Source organism: Streptomyces glaucescens, assembly GCF_002154375.1.
Lineage (GTDB): Bacteria > Actinomycetota > Actinomycetes > Streptomycetales > Streptomycetaceae > Streptomyces > Streptomyces glaucescens.
This window is the reverse complement of sequence record NZ_MUND01000074.1, coordinates 1-16,843: the sequence shown is the minus strand read 5'-3', so window position 1 is coordinate 16,843 and position 16,843 is coordinate 1. Positions and strand designations below refer to the sequence as shown.

General features: G+C 71.1%; 16 protein-coding genes and 2 tRNA genes. 13 read left to right on the top strand and 5 right to left on the bottom strand.

All coding sequences use genetic code 11. The annotated features are described in order from the left end of the window. The first annotated feature begins 222 nt into the window (after positions 1-222). Positions 223-663: a hypothetical protein gene (locus CCN42_RS05875; protein WP_086733465.1), complete on the top strand. Its 441-nt coding sequence runs from the start codon at positions 223-225 to the stop codon at positions 661-663. Positions 664-830: 167 nt separating this feature from the next. After that, on the top strand, positions 831-983 hold the full coding sequence (locus CCN42_RS43180) for a hypothetical protein (protein WP_169731412.1): 153 nt from the start codon (positions 831-833) through the stop codon (positions 981-983). Positions 984-1,049: 66 nt separating this feature from the next. Here CCN42_RS43180 and CCN42_RS05865 read toward each other — a convergent pair whose 3' ends face one another. Continuing rightward, positions 1,050-1,610: a CGNR zinc finger domain-containing protein gene (locus tag CCN42_RS05865; RefSeq protein ID WP_086733458.1), complete on the bottom strand. Its 561-nt coding sequence runs from the start codon at positions 1,608-1,610 to the stop codon at positions 1,050-1,052. Between the two features lie 551 nt (positions 1,611-2,161). Next, entirely contained in the window at positions 2,162-2,575 is a 414-nt protein-coding gene (locus CCN42_RS05860; RefSeq protein ID WP_004002642.1) for an SsgA family sporulation/cell division regulator, read from the bottom strand. Between the two features lie 191 nt (positions 2,576-2,766). Here CCN42_RS05860 and CCN42_RS05855 point away from each other — a divergent pair, with 191 nt between their 5' ends. The 7 genes from CCN42_RS05855 (at position 2,767) to CCN42_RS05825 (ending at position 10,467) form a co-directional block, all read left to right on the top strand. Continuing rightward, the gene (locus CCN42_RS05855; RefSeq protein ID WP_086733456.1) at positions 2,767-3,231 is read left to right on the top strand and encodes a TIGR02611 family protein; all 465 of its coding nucleotides are present in this window, start codon (positions 2,767-2,769) and stop codon (positions 3,229-3,231) included. Positions 3,232-3,310: 79 nt separating this feature from the next. Continuing rightward, positions 3,311-3,382: transfer RNA gene (locus CCN42_RS05850), tRNA-Val, on the top strand. 503 nt (positions 3,383-3,885) lie between these two features. Continuing rightward, positions 3,886-5,172 carry an ABC transporter substrate-binding protein gene (locus CCN42_RS05845; protein ID WP_086733454.1) on the top strand — a complete coding sequence of 429 codons (1,287 nt, stop codon included), beginning with the start codon at positions 3,886-3,888 and terminating at the stop codon, positions 5,170-5,172. A 14-nt stretch (positions 5,173-5,186) separates the two neighbouring features. Next, entirely contained in the window at positions 5,187-6,143 is a 957-nt protein-coding gene (locus CCN42_RS05840) for a carbohydrate ABC transporter permease (protein WP_086170699.1), read from the top strand. Next, a complete protein-coding gene (locus CCN42_RS05835; RefSeq protein WP_086733452.1) occupies positions 6,140-7,015 on the top strand; it encodes a carbohydrate ABC transporter permease in 876 nt (291 codons plus the stop codon). Before CCN42_RS05840 ends, CCN42_RS05835 begins: the two co-directional genes overlap by 4 nt. Before the next feature lie 10 nt (positions 7,016-7,025). Continuing rightward, positions 7,026-7,625 carry a hypothetical protein gene (locus tag CCN42_RS05830; protein WP_169731411.1) on the top strand — a complete coding sequence of 200 codons (600 nt, stop codon included), beginning with the start codon at positions 7,026-7,028 and terminating at the stop codon, positions 7,623-7,625. Positions 7,626-7,728: 103 nt separating this feature from the next. Further along, complete coding sequence (locus tag CCN42_RS05825) at positions 7,729-10,467, top strand: exo-rhamnogalacturonan lyase family protein (RefSeq protein ID WP_086733448.1); 2,739 nt, start codon at positions 7,729-7,731, stop codon at positions 10,465-10,467. A gap of 344 nt (positions 10,468-10,811) precedes the next feature. Here the strand turns inward: CCN42_RS05825 and CCN42_RS44190 are convergent, their stop codons facing one another. Further along, positions 10,812-11,105, bottom strand: a complete 294-nt coding sequence (locus tag CCN42_RS44190) for a hypothetical protein (protein WP_245877165.1) — start codon at positions 11,103-11,105, stop codon at positions 10,812-10,814. A 329-nt stretch (positions 11,106-11,434) separates the two neighbouring features. Here CCN42_RS44190 and CCN42_RS05815 point away from each other — a divergent pair, with 329 nt between their 5' ends. Next, entirely contained in the window at positions 11,435-12,106 is a 672-nt protein-coding gene (locus tag CCN42_RS05815) for a hypothetical protein (RefSeq protein ID WP_086733446.1), read from the top strand. A gap of 178 nt (positions 12,107-12,284) precedes the next feature. Here the strand turns inward: CCN42_RS05815 and CCN42_RS05810 are convergent, their stop codons facing one another. Continuing rightward, positions 12,285-14,612: an SCO7613 C-terminal domain-containing membrane protein gene (locus CCN42_RS05810; protein WP_086733463.1), complete on the bottom strand. Its 2,328-nt coding sequence runs from the start codon at positions 14,610-14,612 to the stop codon at positions 12,285-12,287. Positions 14,613-14,713: 101 nt separating this feature from the next. Between CCN42_RS05810 and CCN42_RS05805 the strand changes: the two genes are divergently transcribed. Together CCN42_RS05805 and CCN42_RS05800 are read left to right on the top strand one after the other, a co-directional pair. Further along, positions 14,714-15,160, top strand: a complete 447-nt coding sequence (locus CCN42_RS05805; RefSeq protein WP_086733444.1) for an SRPBCC family protein — start codon at positions 14,714-14,716, stop codon at positions 15,158-15,160. 39 nt (positions 15,161-15,199) lie between these two features. Continuing rightward, a tRNA-Val gene (locus CCN42_RS05800) sits at positions 15,200-15,271 on the top strand. A gap of 77 nt (positions 15,272-15,348) precedes the next feature. Here CCN42_RS05800 and CCN42_RS05795 read toward each other — a convergent pair. Beyond that, complete coding sequence (locus tag CCN42_RS05795) at positions 15,349-16,077, bottom strand: 3'-5' exonuclease (RefSeq protein ID WP_086170704.1); 729 nt, start codon at positions 16,075-16,077, stop codon at positions 15,349-15,351. A 166-nt stretch (positions 16,078-16,243) separates the two neighbouring features. Between CCN42_RS05795 and CCN42_RS05790 the strand changes: the two genes are divergently transcribed. Next, positions 16,244-16,810: a DUF4365 domain-containing protein gene (locus CCN42_RS05790; protein ID WP_086733442.1), complete on the top strand. Its 567-nt coding sequence runs from the start codon at positions 16,244-16,246 to the stop codon at positions 16,808-16,810. Positions 16,811-16,843: the final 33 nt, after the last annotated feature.

Sequence of the window (16,843 nt, the reverse complement as noted above, 5' to 3'; positions counted from 1 at the left end):
ACTCCACCCACCGACCCGGCCCGAGCCGCCCCGGCAGACGTACGGCCGTGACCGCCGCCCCTGATCCGTCCCCGAGTCGTAGCGTCCGTGGGCCCTCTGGGAGGAGGCGACCCGGAGATGTCCCTGATGTCGGGGGCGGAGCATGGCCGGGCGGGGCTCGGGCGGTGCAGGATGGAAGGGGACGAAGCGCCCCGACGGACCGAGCCCATGCTGGAGGACCGGATGATTGCCGAGACCGTCTGCTCCGCCGTCTCCGCGGCGGGCCTGGGCATCGCGGCGGTCACGGCGTACCGCAGGCGTTTCCTCATGGCCGCCCGGATCGCCGCCTACGCCCTCGTCCCCATCGGCCTGGTGATGACCGGAGCGGTCGAGTGGGCGGCCGACACCGCCTTCAGCCCCACCGCCTGGGCGGGCTTCGGAGTGCTCGGCGGCGCATGGCTGCTGTTCATCGGCACGAGGGCCGTGGAGCGCCGGCGTGGCAGCCGACGGGACCGCAGGGCGGCCGCCGCGGGCGCGCAGCCCGACACGGTGGCCCCGCAGGCCTCGGCGCCCTCCCTGGGGCAGGCCTCCCGGCCGGCGGCCCGGCCGGGCCCGGCCTCCCGGACCGACGCCGCGGAGGACTTCAGCGACATCGAGGCCATCCTCAAGAAGCACGGCATATGAAGCCCGGCCCGGTCGTCCGGAACGCCTCGAGGGCTCTCCCGGGGAGCGGTGCGCGCGAAGCGTAGTGAGTGCCGCCCCGCGGGACCACGTGTTCGGGACGACGTCCCCCGTTCGGCGGGTGGCCCGGGCGTGTCAAGGGTGTGGATTGCGCCATCATCGCCCGCGAGATGCTGGATACGACACAGAGCGATGCCGCGCCGCGTCAGGACGAGCCGCGCGGGTGCCTCTTCGCCCTTTCCCAGCCACCGCTGATGATCTTCCTTGCGGTGATCGGGTGTCTGCTGCTCGCGGCTGCGCTGCACGATCTGCTGTTGCTGTGAGCCGTACCCGTGGTCCCCGGCGTCACCCGCCGGGGCCCGCGACGGCATCGCTGTCCGGCCCGGCCGTCAGCCGGCCGCCTCCTTGCGCCGGGCGCGATAGGCGGCCACGTGCAGGCGGTTCCCGCAGGTGCGGCTGTCGCAGTAGCGCCGGGACCGGTTGCGGGACAGGTCGACGAAGGCGCGGCGGCAGTCGGGTGCCTCACAGCGCCGCAGCCGCTCCTGCTCCCCGGCCACCACGAAGAAGGCCAGCGCCATACCGCAGTCGGCCGCCAGGTGGTCGGCGACGGAGGCTCCGGGCGCGAAGTAGTGGACGTGCCAGTCGTAGCCGTCGTGGTCGGTGAGGCGGGGTGTGGTGCCCGCGGCGGCCACCAGCTCGTTGATCATGCCGGCAGCGGCACGGGCGTCGGGAGCCGCGAAGATCCCGGCGAACCGGCCGCGGACCTTGCGCACCGCGGAGAGATCGAACTCCGACAGCACACCGACATCGCTGATCTTGTGCGTGCGTACGAACTCGCCGAGCGCCGCGACATCCGGCAGCCCGTCCGGTGACGTGTCGTCCTCCGGTGCGGTGTTCACCAGATCGACCACGGTGTCGAGCGCGCACCGGATGTCGTGGGTGATCAGCACGTTTCGCTCCCTGGCCTGGGGGGTCGGGCGGACGCCCGCCGATGCTGGCCGATGGTAATGGTTCCCCAAAGACAAACGGCCCGCTCGTACCCTTGGCTGCCTCCGGAACGGGGCTCCGGCCTGCGGTGTTGCCGCCGGGAAGGGATTTTCAGGCCCAGGGCAGGATTCCGGGCCGGACACGGGCCAGAGACCGGCTGGGGGGCATGGCCGGGGTCCGCGGGGTTCAACCGCCTGGGGCCGCCACGGTGCCTCGCCCGCCGCGCGACCCAGCCGCGCGTCGCTGTCTGTGCGGACCCTCTCACCTTCTGTGTGACGCCGGACCTCACCTGTCACACAGCGTCACTGTCGGCGGAGTCGACACAGTCGATGACGTCTGCGTGCGCGGCAGCGGCCCGGCTCCCCGGCCCAGGCGTCCCCGGCTGCCCGTGCGCGCGCATCGGCGCCGCCCCGCGGGGTGCGTGCGGGGACGGCGCCGTGGTGTGCCGTATGCGGTTGTCCTGGCCCGAGCCGTCTCCCCGAGTGGACGGCGCCGGGCGGCTTGTGGGGTTCGCTCAGCTCTCCGCCAGGATGTGCGACAGCTCCTGATCCAGGTCGAAGTGCCGGTGCTCCGTGCCCGGGGGCACGGCGGCGTCCGTTCGCTTGAGGAACGATTCCAGGGCCCGCGCCGGGGCCTCGAGCAGTGCTTCTCCCTCCGGGGAGCTCAGGGCGATGCACACCACGCCCTGACCGTGGCTGCGCGACGGCCAGACGCGGACGTCGCCGGTACCGGTGGGCCGGTGAAGACCCTCGGCGAGGAGGTCGCGGGCGAACACCCACTCGACGGTCTCCTCGGCTCCGGTGTGGAAGGTGGCGTGCACGGCGTAGGGGTCGGCCGTGTCGTACCGCAGGCCTGCCGGAACCGGCAGGGAGGACTCGCTCGACACAACGAGGCGCAGGTGCAGCTCGCAGCTGACCGTGGTGTTCATAAGCGCCAGGGCCTTTCGCTCAGTGTGCGCTCGGGGATTCGCACGTCGGCGAAATCGACATGCCACCTACGGTGCCGTTGTAAACCCCTCTGAGCGTTTTGCGTGGGTTTCCGTAACTCTTCCGGCCGAGAGCGTGTTCGTCCGGTGCGCCCGTTCCGGTGACTGGTTTCGGTCCGGTAGGGTTTGGCCGTATGAATACGGGGAGTAACGAGCCTGGCGAGGTCGCCGTGGCTGCCGACGAGACGAGGGCGAACGGGGTGCACAGCGAGCGGGAGGACGAGCCGGGGCTCGGATCCCGGGCGCCGGAGTTCATCAAGGCGCGGCGGGTGCTCCATGTGAGCTGGCAGGTCGGCGTCTTCGTCGTCGGCCTGGCCGTCGTGGTGACCGGCATCATCATGCTGCCCCTGCCCGGGCCGGGCTGGGTGGTGATCTTCGGCGGTATGGCGATCTGGGCGACCGAGTTCGTGTGGGCCCAGCTGGTACTGCGCTGGACCAAGCGCAAGGTCACCGAGGCCGCACAGCGCGCCCTGGACCCCAAGGTGCGGCGGCGCAACATCATCCTGACCGTGCTCGGCCTGGTGATCGTGGGAGTGCTGGCCGGGATCTACCTGTGGAAGTTCGGCCTCGTCATGCCGTGGAAGATCAAGGATCAGTGATCCGCGGCGAGGGCGCGGGCAGGCCGCCGAGGGCGGTCACACGCACCCCCTGACATGGGGTAATGTTCTTCCTGCGCCCGGGCGATTAGCTCAGTGGGAGAGCGCTTCGTTCACACCGAAGAGGTCACTGGTTCGAACCCAGTATCGCCCACCCGGGATCACGGCCCGTCTGCGACAACGCGGACGGGCCGTCGTCGTGTGTGCCCGTCCGGGGCAGGTGGCGTCCGTCCGCGTACGCGGCAGCTGTGCGGGTGGCGTCCGGCTGCCCCCTGGCCGGGGCCGCGCGCGGCTGTCGGAGGACGGACGGGCGGGCCGCCACCGTTCCGGGCGCCGTCGACCCTCCTCGTCCCGCCGGCGGTCACTCCCGCGCTGCGCGTCACGTCTGGGCCATTCGACGATTTTCGGCCGGACGGCCACTCCTTACGGCGGGCCGCATCGTGTTCGACTGGTCGACCGTGCCGCCCCCACCTGCGCAATCGCTCCGGTTGTCGTCCGCTGAGCAGGTCGCGGTCCGCCGGTTCGCCGTCTTGGCCCGCAAGAAATTCCTGTCCGAATCATTGACGCACCCCGAACCCCTTCGTACCTTGTGCCAGCAAGCGCTTACTTGAAACGATTCATGCAAGCGGCAAGGACGCCGCGGGGAGGGGTCTGACGGTGGCAGGCAGAAGTGTGGAGAGGCGCACGATCCTCAAGGTGGCGGGAGCCTCGGCGGCCACTCTCGGGCTGGCCGCGACGACCGGCTGCGGTGGCGGCGGAGGTGCGTCGGCCGACGGGACGGTGACACTCCGTTACGCGTGGTGGGGTGGCGAGCCGCGCACCATCGCCATCAAGAAGTCCATCGCGCTCTTCGAGAAGAAGTACCCGAAGATCAAGATCAAGCCGGAATTCACCGACTACGCGGCCTTCTGGGAGAAGTTCCAGACCCAGGCCTCCGGCGGGAATCCGCCGGACGTTTTCCAGAATGCGGTCGGCTTCCTGCGAAAGTACGACAAGCGCGGTGTTCTCATGGACCTCAAGTCGCAGGCGGACGCGGGCCATCTGAACCTGGAGAACTTCCGCAACGGCGTGCTGGCGAACGGTCAGGTCGACGGCAAGCAGATCGGCATCCCCGTCGGCGCCAACACCATGGCGCTCGTCATCGACCGCAAGGCCTTCAAGAAGGCGGGCGTGGAGCCGAAGTTCGGCTGGACCTGGGACGAGTACTTCGACGCGCTGCAGACGATCCAGGACAAGCTGAAGATCGCCGGTGACACCGGCTACTTCGGCATCATGTACCTCTACGACCTGTACCTGCGCCAGAACGGCAAGGCCTTCTTCACCGAGACCGATCTCGGCTTCACCGAGGACGACCTGACGCAGTGGTGGGAGGACGGCTACAAGCGCGTGCGCTCCGGGCTCGTCGCCGACCCCAAGAAGATCGAGCAGGTCGCGCCCAAGTCCGGTCTCTCGGCCGGTCTCGCCGCCTCCGAGTTCACCTGGGACAACTTCTCCATCCGCTACGAGGGCGAGGGCGAGTCGGACTACGGGCTCGCGCCGATCCCCACCACGAACGGCAAGGACACCGGCCAGTACCTCGGCTCGCTGATGCTCAGCGCCTTCTCCGGGACCGAGCACCCCAAGGAGGTCGCCCAGTTCATCGACTTCATGGTGCACGACCCCGAGGTCGGCAAGATCATGGGCTACGACCGCGGCATCCTCGCCACGACCGAGCAGTACGAGGCGTTCGCGCCCGCCGACGAGACCAACAAGGGCGTCAAGGCCTACGAGGAGGAGGTCGCCGCGGCCGGTGTGCTCGGGAAGATCACCCCGCACCCGTCCGGCGCCGATGTCATCGAGGCGGCGTTCCTGCGGCTCGGCGGTGAGGTCGCCCAGGGCAAGACGAAGCCGGCCGACGCCGCCAAGGCGCTGTTCAGCGAGGCCAAGGCCGCGTTCGCGGGCTGAGGGGACGTACCACCATGACGCTCGTCAAGGAAGCGCCCGTGCGCCCGGCCGGGAAGCGGTCCGCCCCTCCCGCCGCGGGGCGGCGCGGGCGGCGCCGCGAGAACCTCGCCGGCTATCTCTTCATGTCGCCGTGGATCGCGGGATTCCTGCTGCTCACGGCAGGGCCGATGATCGCGTCGCTGTACTACGCGTTCACCAGCTACAACCTGTTCACGCCACCGAAGTGGGTGGGGCTGGACAACTTCACGACGATGTTCCAGGACCCGCGCTGGCAGAAGTCGGTCGAGGTGACGCTGAAGTACGTCGTCGTGGCCACGCCGCTGAAGCTGCTGCTCGCGCTCGGTGTCGCGCTGCTGCTCGCGCAGAAGCGGCGCGGACAGGGTCTGTACCGGGCCGCGTTCTACATGCCGTCGCTGATCGGCGCCAGCGTCTCCGTGGGCTTCGTGTGGCGGGCGCTGTTCTCGGACGACGCGGTCGTGGACCGTACCCAGAAGGTCTTCGGGTTCGACGTCGGAGGCTGGATCGGCAACCCGGACTACGTCCTGTACGCCCTGGTGGCCCTGAGCATCTGGCAGTTCGGCGCACCCATGGTCATCTTCCTGGCCGGCCTCAAGCAGGTCCCGCAGGAGCTGTACGAAGCCGCCGAGGTGGACGGGGCGGGCCCGCTGCGGCGGTTCTGGAACATCACGCTGCCGATGATCTCGCCGGTGCTGTTCTTCAACGTGCTGCTGGAGTCCATCCACGCGTTCCAGGTGTTCGGCTCCGCGTACGTCGTCTCCGACACCAGGTGCGGGCCGGCCGACGCCACGCTCGTCTACACCTGTTACCTCTACCAGAAGGGCTTCAAGGAGGCCCAGATGGGCTTCGCCTCCGCCATGGCCTGGACGCTGGTGATCGCGGTGGCGCTCGTCACGGCGGTCCTGTTCTGGTCGCAGAAGAAGTGGGTGCACTACGAGGAGGCCGCCAAGTGACCACTGCCACCCCAACTGCCGTGCGCGGCGCCACCGAGCGACGGCGCACCGGATCGATCGCCTGGCACGTGGGCGCGCTCCTCGTCCTCGCGGTGGTCCTGTACCCCGTGATCTGGGTGGTCGGCGCCTCGTTCAAGCCGAGCAAGGACATCATCGCCAGCCTCGACCTGCTGCCCACCGAGCCGGTCTGGTCGAACTTCTCCGGGCTCGCCGACGGCATCTCCGGCATCTCCATCAGCAGCTTCTTCTGGAACTCGCTGATGTACGCGGTCCTCGCCGTCGCCGGAGTCGTGCTGTCCAGCTCGCTGACCGCCTACGCCTTCGCCAAGATCCGGTTCGCCGGGCGGAACCTGCTGTTCACGCTGATGATCGGCACCCTGCTGCTGCCGTACCACGTGCTCCTCATCCCGCAGTACGTGCTCTTCCGGAACCTGGAGCTCACCGACACCCTGGTGCCGCTCGTCGCGGGCAAGTTCCTGGCCACGGAGGCGTTCTTCGTCTTCCTGATGGTGCAGTTCATGCGCGGGCTGCCGCGTGAGCTGGACGAGGCCGCCAAGCTCGACGGCTGCGGGCACTTCCGGACCTACTGGGCCATCGTGCTGCCGCTGAGCCGCCCCGCCATCATCACCAGCGCCATCTTCACCTTCATCAATGCCTGGAACGACTTCATGGGGCCGTTGATCTACCTCAACACCCCCGAGAAGTACACCGTCTCGCTCGGCCTGATGATGTTCCGCGACCAGGAGGGCATCTCCAACTACGGCAGCATGATCGCGATGTCGCTGGTGGCGCTCGTCCCGGTCATCGCCTTCTTCATGGCCTTCCAGCGCTACCTCATCGACGGCATGGCCACCTCCGGACTGAAGGGCTGAGGCGATCACCATGGCGCAGGCAAGCGCGAAAGCCCGTTCCCCGCGCAGGGAACCGGTCCTCGGCGAACGGTTCAGCGTCTTCGCCGAGTGCCTGCTCACCGGCGTGTGGATCGCCGTGGCCTGCCTCGGGCTCGTCACCTACCCCGCCGCGTTCGCCGCGGGCGCCCGGCATCTGCGGCGCCGTACGGCCCATGTGGCGGGCGGCTGGCGGGAGTTCCTGGCGGACTTCCGGGCGGCCCTGCGCGGCGGCTGGTTCGTCGGGCTGGCCGGCTGGGCCGCGGCCGCCGCCGTGTGGGTGGACGTCCAGGCCGCGCGGGCGGGGCTTCCCGGCGGACCGCTGGTCGGAGCGGTCGGCCTGCTCGCGCTCATCGCCGCCGCCGTCGCCGGGCTGCGGGCGGCGGCGACCTGGACGCCGGGTGCGGCCTGGCGCTCGCTGCTCAGGGCGGCCGGCCGCCGTACGGTCCTGGATCCCGCCGGGTCGTTCCTGCTGGTCGCCGGGGTCGCCGTGGTGGCCTGCTCGGGCTGGTTCAGCCCGCCGCTGGCGGTTCCCGTCCTCGGGGCCGTCGCGGCGGCCGCCGTCGCCGTGGAGGAGCGGTACCGGCACCGCTGACCCGCGGTGTGCCCACCTCCCCTGTTCAAGGGCGGCGCCCCGGGCGCCGTACCTCCCTCTGTCATGCCCTTGGCAACCCGTACCCGTACGGAAAGGAAAGGCCATGTCCCCGATCCCCCGCAGGTCCCTCCTCAAGGCGGCCGCCGTCGCCGGCGCCGCCGCCCAGTTCAGCTGGGCGCTCGGGGCGCGGAACGCCGAGGCCGCGCCCACAGCCGAGACCGCCGACGCGGAACCGGTCGTCCTGGACTGGCTGGAGGACGGCGGCCTCGGCGCCGCGCCGGGCTCCACCCTCGGCGTGCCCTGGCCCAAGGGCGCCCACCAGGAGGACCAGACCTTCGCCCTCACCGACGAGAACGGCACCGCGGTTCCCGTCCAGTCCTGGCCGATCGCCTACTGGCCCGACGGCTCCCTGAAGTGGACCGCGCACGCCGTCAGCTCCGGCAGCGGCAGGCTCACCCTGAGTGCCGGGCAGCCCGCGGCCCCCGCGAAGAAGGTGACCGTCGACCAGAGCGGCGGCACCATCGACGTCTCCACCGGCGTCATCTCCGCCAAGATCGGCAAGTCCGGGTCCACCCTGGTCAAGTCGGTCACCCGCGGCAACACCGAGATCGCGAAGAACGGCCGCCTCGTGCTGCTGCGCCAGCCGGAGATCGAGGACGGCGACCAGGGCACGGTCAAGTACGAGCGCTTCGACAGCGCCATCTCCGAGGTGAAGGTCGAGCAGGAGGGCCCGGTCCGCGCCGTCGTCCGCATCGACGGCAAGCACCGCAAGGGCGACCGCGGCTGGCTGCCGTTCTCCATCCGCCTCTACTTCTACGCGGGCGCCGACTCCTTCCGCATGGTGCACACCATCACCTACGACGGCACCCAGGAGCCCGGCAAGGCGAGCGGTGACTTCATCCGCGGCATCGGCGTCCGCTTCACCGTGCCGATGCGCGACCAGTCCTACGACCGCCACATCCGCCTCGGCGGCGAGGGCACCGGCATGCTCCGCGAGGCCGTCAAGGGCATCACCGGACTGCGCCGCGACCCCGGCCAGGCGGTGCAGGCCGCGCAGTACGAGGGCAGGAAGCTGCCCGACCCGTCGACCTGGGACCAGCGGGTCACCACGCGACTCCAGTACATCCCCGAGTGGGGCGACTACACCCTCTCCCAGCTCTCCGCCGACGGCTTCACCGTGCGCAAGCGCACCAAGAAGGGGCACGGCTGGATCGCCGCGGGCGGCGGCCGGCGCGCCTCCGGCTTCGGCTACGTCGGCGGCGCGAGCGGCGGCTTCTCGTTCGGCCTGCGCGACTTCTGGGAGAAGTTCCCCGCCCAGCTCGACATCCGCGACGCCCACACCGACGAGGCCCAGGTCACCATCTGGCTCTGGTCGCCCGAGGCGCAGCCCATGGACCTGCGCTTCTACCACGACGGACTGGGCCAGGACACCTACCCGGAGCAGCTCGAAGGCCTCAACATCACCTACGAGGACTACGAGCCCGAGTTCGGCACCCCCTACGGCATCGCCCGGACCTCCGAACTCCTCTTCTGGGCCAACGAGTCCACCCCGAGCGCCGACACACTCGCCGAGCAGATCGACGCCGTCCGCGTCCTGCCCCAGCTCGCCGCACCGCCCAGGCAGCTCATCGAGGCGGGCGTCTTCGGCAAGGGCCTGTACGCCGAACCCGACCGCTCCACCCCCGCCAAGGCCAAGATCGAGGACCACCTCGACTTCCTCTTCACCTACTACAAGGACCAGGTGGAGATGCGCCGGTGGTACGGCTTCTGGGACTACGGCGACATCATGCACACCTACGACACGGTGCGGCACCAGTGGCGCTACGACGTCGGCGGCTACGCCTGGGACAACTCCGAGCTGTCGCCCGACCTGTGGCTCTGGTACGCGTATCTCAGAAGCGGCCGCGCCGACATCTTCCGCTTCGCCGAGGCCATGACCCGGCACACCGGTGAGGTCGACGTCTACCACCTCGGCAAGTGGGCCGGCCTCGGCACCCGGCACGGCGTCCAGCACTACGCCGACAGCGCCAAGCAGCAGCGCATCGCCAACACCACCTACCGCCGCTACTACTACTTCCTCACCGCGGACGAACGCGTCGGCGACCTCATGCACGCCAACGTCGACTCCGACGAGACCTTCCTCGTCCTCGACCCCATCCGCAAGATCCGCACCGAGCCGTACACCCCCGACCGGCACGCCCTGTCGATCGGCTTCGGCACCGACTGGAGCGGCCTGGTCTCGGCGTGGCTCACCGAGTGGGAGCGCAAGGGCCCCAAGTGGGAGAAGGCCAGGGCGCGCGTGCTGTCCACCATGGAGACCATAGCCGCCCAGCCCAACGGTTTCGTCCAGGGCACCGGGCTGTACGACCTGGACACCGGCCGGTTCGCCATCGCCGACAAGCCCGTCGTCGGGGTCTCGCACCTCTCCGCCGTCTTCGGCCTGGGCGAGCTGTGCGCCGAACTCATCGACCTCGTCGACATGCCGGAGTTCAACGAGGCCTACTTCGACTACTGCCGCTACTTCAACGCCACCAAGGCCGAACAGGCCGCCCGCTACGGCTCCAACTTCGGCAGCCTGATCCTCTTCCAGGGCCACTCCCGCCTCGACGCCTACGCCGCCGTCAAGACCGGTGACGCGAAGCTCGCCAAGCGGGCCTGGGACAAGTTCTACAACTCCGACGGCTACAAGGAGTCCGCGCCCTGGAGGACCGAGAAGGTCTCCGGGCCCATGGCTCTCGTCGAGGGCAGCGAAGCCACCTGGGTGTCCACCAACGACACCGCGCTGTACGGCCTCGCCGCCATCGAGAACCTGGCCCTCCTCGGCGACAGGATGCCCTCGTAGCCGACCCGGCCGGAAGACCGGGCCAGGGTCCGTCGAGCGGCCCCGTGTGTGGTCGGCACCACGGTCCCTGGTCCGCGGCAAGGGCCCCAGCACACAGCTGTGCTGGGGCCCTGCTGCTCATACCGATGCACCGTCGCCCTCGAGGGCTAGATCTTGTCGATCTGCCAGGCGATCATGCCGGTGGCTCCGGCTTGGCCGTCGATGTCGATCCGGACGGGCTTGTCCGGGGTGATGCGTCGCTGGACGACGGTGCTGTCACAGGGCACGGTGGCCTTCTCGCCCGCGGTCGCCGGGGTGAACCGCAGCTGGGCGCTTCCCGTGCCGGCGCAGGCGATGTCGATGCGCTACGCCTCGCCCTTGGTCAGGGTCGGTTCCGTGTGGATGCCCTCGCTCACGCGCTCCACGCCGGACTCGACCGGGGTTCCGTGGTGAAAGCCGGCCAGTGCCGCCTCGGCCTGCTCGGTGAGCTTCTTCTCCGACGCACCGGGGGGTCCGGTGGACGATGTCGCCGACGTGGTCGCGGACGAGGGTGTCGCGCCGACGGTGTCGCCGCTTTCGGAGGTGCAGGAGGCGAGCAGGACAGCCGATGACGCGACGGCGAGAGCAGTCAGGCAGGCCCTGACGGGGAGTGAGGTCATGAGGAAGTCTCCCAGTACTTCCAGCCGGTCTCGTTGGTCGGCAGGGTGGCATCGAGTGTGCGCCGCGTGCCCCATTGGACGAAGAACGTCCAGCGCCGTGCGGCACCGCTCGCCGACTTCAGCACGGAGGGCGCGTACGTCCGGTGTCGGTGCCGGCCGAAAGGGTTGTACGCCCAACGAGCTCGATTCGATAACCGTCCAGCGCATGCTCGATCACACCGCCTCCCCCCGTATGCCACCCACGCCCTGCGGCCGGAAGGATGAGCCCACCATCCACCCGTGGCCTCAGGGGTCATTCCTCCGGGCCCCGGTAATCAGAGGACTCACTCATGCTTCACCACCGGACGGCGACCCTGCTTGTGGCGCTCGCGGGACTGATGCTTTCGGCATGCGCCTCGGGCGCGCCCGCGCGACCGACAACCGGCCGGCAGATGGTCCGCGACCGGCTCGCCGCAGCCGACGACGCCCCCTACTCGGCCGCACTCAGAGCCGTCACGCAGTCCGGGCTCAGACGACTGCAACTCATGGAAGGACGTGTCAACCTCAACGCGCCTTTGACCGGGCGCATGAAGGACACGACCGAGCAGTACACCGAAGACGTCGTGATCACCCAGCAGAAGGTGTACCGGCGCGCCAGCGGAACCCAGGGTCAGTGGCAGGAATTTCCTGCGTCGGTAGCCAAGGGTGGCCTACCCGTGGACCGGCTCCCGCAGTACGTGCACCTCATGCTCGCTCACAGCGCCACCGTGCACCGCGGGAGCGAACCCGTGCGTGTGGCGGCCCGTCTCACCCCAGAAGACATCGAATCGGTCGACAAGACCGCCGCGCGCAATCTGGACCCCGCCACCGCAATCGACGCCGAGGTCTGGATCGACGATGAGGGCCGCATCGCGCGCGTACGCCAGGTGATCCACTTCGCGTCCGGCCCCGGTATTCAAGCCACGCTCACGCTCACCGACTTCGCGAGCGCCATTTCGGTGAGCCCACCCGTCGAGCGGTGAGCACCATCCAGCTCGTGGTGGGGCTTCACGGCCGAACCCTCGGCGTGGGGGCGTCGCGGTGGAACACGAGGGCCTCCTGAACACCGGTCGTAGATGTCGCGATCCACACCGAAACCAGAAGGCCCTCACCTCTTCAAGCGCCCAGAACGTGTGGCACCAACGTCCCGGGACAGCACACCTAGTTCATCCGCCCCAGCGTCTCCCGTACCCGCCGGACATCCCGCAACCGCTGCTCGTACGTCGCCCCGAGGGCGAGCAGCAGCAGTCCGGCGAGCGCGGGAGGCGCCCAGCGGGGGAGTGCCCCCGCCACCTGCACCAGATACGGGGCCAGCTCGTGCAGGGCCACCAGGGCGAGCACCGAGCCGCCCAGGAGCAGCGGCGCCCGAAGGTGATGACGGGCGCCGGACAGCGTGACCAGCAGCGCCCCCGCGCCCAGCAGCAGGGGGCGCTGCCAGTGCGCGTCACCCCAGGCCGCGACCAGGCTCGGCAGCAGGCCGGCGGCGAGTGCGGGACCGTACGCGGTCCAGGACGACGTCCGCGGGTCACGGCGCCGCCGCAGCACACCCACCACCAGGGCGGGAACGGCCACCGGCAGCGCGTACGCCTCCGGGACGCTCACCTCCCAGGCGGCCAGCCGCACCCACGCGGCCAGCACGAACAGCGCCGCGGCCACCCGCCCGGCCGGACGCCGGTCCGGTCGTACGGCCGTACCCGCGACGATCACCCCGGTCAGGGCCAGCACCAGCGCCAGCACCGGCGCGTCCGGCACCGCCAGACCGACCGCGACCAGGGCCGCGACGCCGCCGGAGACCTCCGCGGTCACCCGGGTCGCGCCCGCGGTGCGCGCCGCCCACAGCGCCGCCGCCACCGGCACCAGCAGCACCAGCGGCGCGAGGTGCGACGGCTGCCAGTCCAGCGCGGCACCCGTCGCGCAGAGCAGGGCGGTGGCGTACGCCGCGGTCGCCGCCACGGGCAGCGGACGGCGGGCGCCCACCGCGAACACGGCCGTGAACAGGGCGAACACCGTCAGCGTGGCCGGTTCGGTGGCCAGCGAGAGCAGACCGGCGACGACCGACGTGACCAGGGCGAGGACCATCGGCAGCGGCCGCTTCCAGGCCGCCAGCGCCGCCGCCGTCAGCACCAGGACCGCCAGTGCGGCGGCGTACGGCAGCCGCAGCACCGGCGGCAGGACCAGCACCGCCGCCCACACCAGAACCGTCGCCGTGTCGAGGGCCCGCTGTCGCCACAGGGGCTCCCGGACCGCGGACACCAGCACCGCGGCGACCGCGGCCAGCACCAGCGCAGCCGTACCGCTCGCGGGCGGCCACGGCAGATCCGCCGTCACCGCCGCCCGCGCGTCCCCGGGCACCCCCGACCAGACGCGCAGCGGCGCGCCGAGCGGCCCGAGCAGCGCCACGGCCACGGCCGGCAGCGCCGCCACCACGGCCAGCGCCTGCACCACACCCGAGGCCCGGCCGAGCCCCCGGCGCACCGCCTCGGGGATCCGGGCGACGCCCAGCGGGGCCAGCAGGGCGATGCCCCACGCGAGATGCACCGGCACCACCCAGCCGTCGGAAACCACCGGCCGCGGCACCGCGCCGAGCGCCGCCACCGCGAGCAGACCCGCCACGGTGGCGTTGCCCCGCGCCGTCCCCGTGTGCGGGGCCCAGGCCCCGGCCAGCGCGATCCCCGTGGCCAGCAGCAGAAGCCCGGCCGCAGGCGCGGCGGCGCCCGGACCGGCCGCCGTCCACACCAGTCCGCCGGCCGTCAGCGCGCCCCAGCCGCCCAGACCGTACGCACCCGCGACGGCGGCGATCCGAGCCGGCCCGGACACCGCCCGCAGCGCCAGCGCCGTGTCCGCCGCCGCCGTCACCAGCAGCGCCGCGGCGATCCCGGACGCGTCCGCGCCCACCGCGACAGCCAGCAGGACCATCGGGAGCTGGGCCACCCCGACGGCGGCCGGAACGGGCAGCAGCAGCGGCCGGCCCGTCACGCGGGGGAGCAGCAGACCGTACGCCGCCCACACCACCGCCAGCACCGCCGTGGCGCCCGCCGCGTACCCCGTGGCGTCCGCCTCCGTGAGGGCCGCGGCGTACAGCGCGTACGCGTCCAGCACCGTCAGCGCCAGGCCCAGGCCCGCCACCGACTCGGCCGTCGAGCGCAGGCCCCGCTTCAGCAGCGGCACCGGCACCGCCAGCGCCGCCCCCGTGACCGCGCCCAGCACCACGGCCCGCCCGGTGATCCCCAGATGGCCCCAGCTGACCAGCGTGAACGCCGCCGCGGCGAGGGTCAGCAGCACACCGCCCAGCACCAGCAGAACGTTCTGCACCCCGGGCCCGGTGGCCTCGGGACGGGGCGGGACGGCGGCCGGCAGCGGCCGCACCGGCTTCAGCTGCGAGAGCAGCCAGCCGCGACGCGCCAGCAACTGGGCCCGGCGGGCGTCCAGTCGGTACAGCTCGGCGTCGACGAGCCGCAACTCCTCGGCGGGGGACGGAATGTGCGTCATGACCGCGAGTGTGGCGGCCGTCACGCCCGCGAGCATGAGCGCGCGTACTCAGAACGTACTCAGTCACGGATACCGAGCCGTGATCAGGACAGACTCCGCCCATGGACTGGACGCACCACCGCTTCCGCAGCCTGTGGCCGCTGCCCGCCCCGCCCGCCGCCGTGTACACCGCGCTCGAACGGGTCGAGGACTACCCCCGCTGGTGGCCGCAGGTACGTGAGGTGACCCGGCTGGACGAGCACACCGGAGCGATCCGCATCCGCTCCCTGCTGCCGTACGACATGGCCTTCACCGCCCGGGAAGTGCGCCGCGACCCCGCGGCAGGCGTCCTGGAGGCCGCGCTCACCGGCGACGTCGACGGCTGGTCGCGCTGGACCGTCACCGCCCACGGCACCGGCAGCCTCGCGCGCTACGAGCAGGAGGTCGACGTGCGCAAGCCGCTGCTGCGGCGGCTCGCCGTGCCGGGACGGCCGCTCTTCCGCGCCAACCACCGGCTGATGATGCGCGCCGGGCGGCGGGGACTGGCGGCCCACCTGCGAGCGGTTTGAAGGAAAGCTGCGGGGACCTGTATTGTTCAGTGCGTTCCCGGGCGATTAGCTCAGTGGGAGAGCGCTTCGTTCACACCGAAGAGGTCACTGGTTCGAACCCAGTATCGCCCACCGGGAAAGACCGGTCCGCCAGCGCGGACCGGTCTTTTTGTGCATCGCCTCAGGCCACGGGCCTCACGTCCTGCTTCCTACGCGGCCGCCGCCGGCAGGTCCGGACGCAGCGGCCACGCCGGATCCACCGCCTCCTCCACACCGCTGCGCGCGAACCACGCCTGCAGGCCCCGCGCCTGCGCCGCGTGCCACACCGCCTGCAACGTGTGCAGCTCGGCGGGGGAGAGGCGCTCCAGCCGGGACGCGAAACGCCGCCCGACCGCCCGGACCACCTCCAGCGCCGCCTGCGCGTCCGCCGCCGCGTCGTGAGCGCCGTCCAGCGCCACCCCGTACTGCTCGCACAGGTCGCTCAGCGTGCGGCGGCCCTTGCGATAGCGGTCCAGATGCTTGTCCAGCACCCGCGGGTCCAGCACCAGCAGCGGCGTGGACTCGAACCAGCGCGCCAGTGACGACGCCCGGTGCCGGCGCAGCTCACGGTCCAGCAGCGTCAGATCGAACGGCGCGTTCATCACGACCAGCGGACGCCCGCGGCCGGCCTGCTCCGCCAGCCCCATGGCTATCTCCTGCATCACCGGCGCCGGCCAGCGGCCGTTGCGCGCCAGGTGATCCTCCGTCAGCCCGTGCACCGCCGTCGCCTCGGCGGGCACCGGCACGCCCGGGTTCACCAGCCAGCGGCTCACCCGCGGCCGGGTGCCCGGGGCGTCCTGGACGACGAGGGCGGCCGACACGATCCGGTCGGTCTCGACGTCCACACCCGTAGTCTCCGTGTCGAATGCCGCCAAGGGGCCCTCGTACCAGCACGTCATACCCAACAACTCCTCGTCCAGCCGTGGCAGCTGACGTTCCGTCTTCTGCCGGTCTGGTGATACCCGCACTGTTTGCGCCGTACGCCGCCCGGAGACAACAGGAGTACGGGTCAGCGCAGTTCAGCGGCCCGGTCCACAAAACACCTTGCCCGGGAGGCTGTCGGCCATGGCGATAGCGCAGCCCGAACGGGGCGGGCTGCTGCCCGACCGCGCGGGCCTCCTTCGCGGTTCCCTCGCGGCGACCGCCTGCATGGAGACCCTGCAGGTGGCCTATCTGCACGCCGTCGCCGCCGCCGCGGGCTGCTCGCTCTCCCAGCCCTTCCCCGACAACGGCATCGACTGGCACGTCAGCCACAGCGCGCCCGGGCACACCGTCGACGACGAGGTCACCATCAAGGTGCAGCTCAAGGCGACCTACCAGGTCGCCCCGAACCCCCCGGGCCGCACCTTCTCCTTCACGCTCGACAACGCGCACCTGGCGAAGCTCGCCCGCACCCCCGTCTCGGTGCACAAGATCCTCGTGGTGATGCTCGTGCCCCGGTCCCAGGACGACTGGCTGCGCGCCAGCCACGACCGCCTCGACCTCAGACACTGCTGCTACTGGACCAACCTCGCCGGACACCCCGTCACCGGCCGGAACCGGACCACCGTGCGGATCCCCACCGCACGCATCTTCGACGACCGGGCGCTGTGCGAGATCATGACGCGGGTCGGCACCGGAGGCAGACCATGACCCACCGCCCGCTCGACGAGCCCCTGCGGCCGG

Bases quoted from the DNA above. Each gene is read 5' to 3' on its own strand.
- CCN42_RS43180 (WP_169731412.1), top strand. From the start codon at position 831: ATGCTGGATACGACACAGAGCGATGCCGCGCCGCGTCAGGACGAGCCG.
- CCN42_RS05815 (WP_086733446.1), top strand. From the start codon at position 11,435: ATGCTTCACCACCGGACGGCGACCCTGCTTGTGGCGCTCGCGGGACTG.
- CCN42_RS05860 (WP_004002642.1), bottom strand. From the start codon at position 2,575: ATGAACACCACGGTCAGCTGCGAGCTGCACCTGCGCCTCGTTGTGTCG.
- CCN42_RS05825 (WP_086733448.1), top strand. From the start codon at position 7,729: ATGTCCCCGATCCCCCGCAGGTCCCTCCTCAAGGCGGCCGCCGTCGCC.
- CCN42_RS05840 (WP_086170699.1), top strand. From the start codon at position 5,187: ATGACGCTCGTCAAGGAAGCGCCCGTGCGCCCGGCCGGGAAGCGGTCC.
- CCN42_RS44190 (WP_245877165.1), bottom strand. From the start codon at position 11,105: ATGACCTCACTCCCCGTCAGGGCCTGCCTGACTGCTCTCGCCGTCGCG.
- CCN42_RS05875 (WP_086733465.1), top strand. From the start codon at position 223: ATGATTGCCGAGACCGTCTGCTCCGCCGTCTCCGCGGCGGGCCTGGGC.
- CCN42_RS05830 (WP_169731411.1), top strand. From the start codon at position 7,026: ATGGCGCAGGCAAGCGCGAAAGCCCGTTCCCCGCGCAGGGAACCGGTC.
- CCN42_RS05795 (WP_086170704.1), bottom strand. From the start codon at position 16,077: ATGACGTGCTGGTACGAGGGCCCCTTGGCGGCATTCGACACGGAGACT.
- CCN42_RS05855 (WP_086733456.1), top strand. From the start codon at position 2,767: ATGAATACGGGGAGTAACGAGCCTGGCGAGGTCGCCGTGGCTGCCGAC.
- CCN42_RS05805 (WP_086733444.1), top strand. From the start codon at position 14,714: ATGGACTGGACGCACCACCGCTTCCGCAGCCTGTGGCCGCTGCCCGCC.
- CCN42_RS05790 (WP_086733442.1), top strand. From the start codon at position 16,244: ATGGCGATAGCGCAGCCCGAACGGGGCGGGCTGCTGCCCGACCGCGCG.
- CCN42_RS05810 (WP_086733463.1), bottom strand. From the start codon at position 14,612: ATGACGCACATTCCGTCCCCCGCCGAGGAGTTGCGGCTCGTCGACGCC.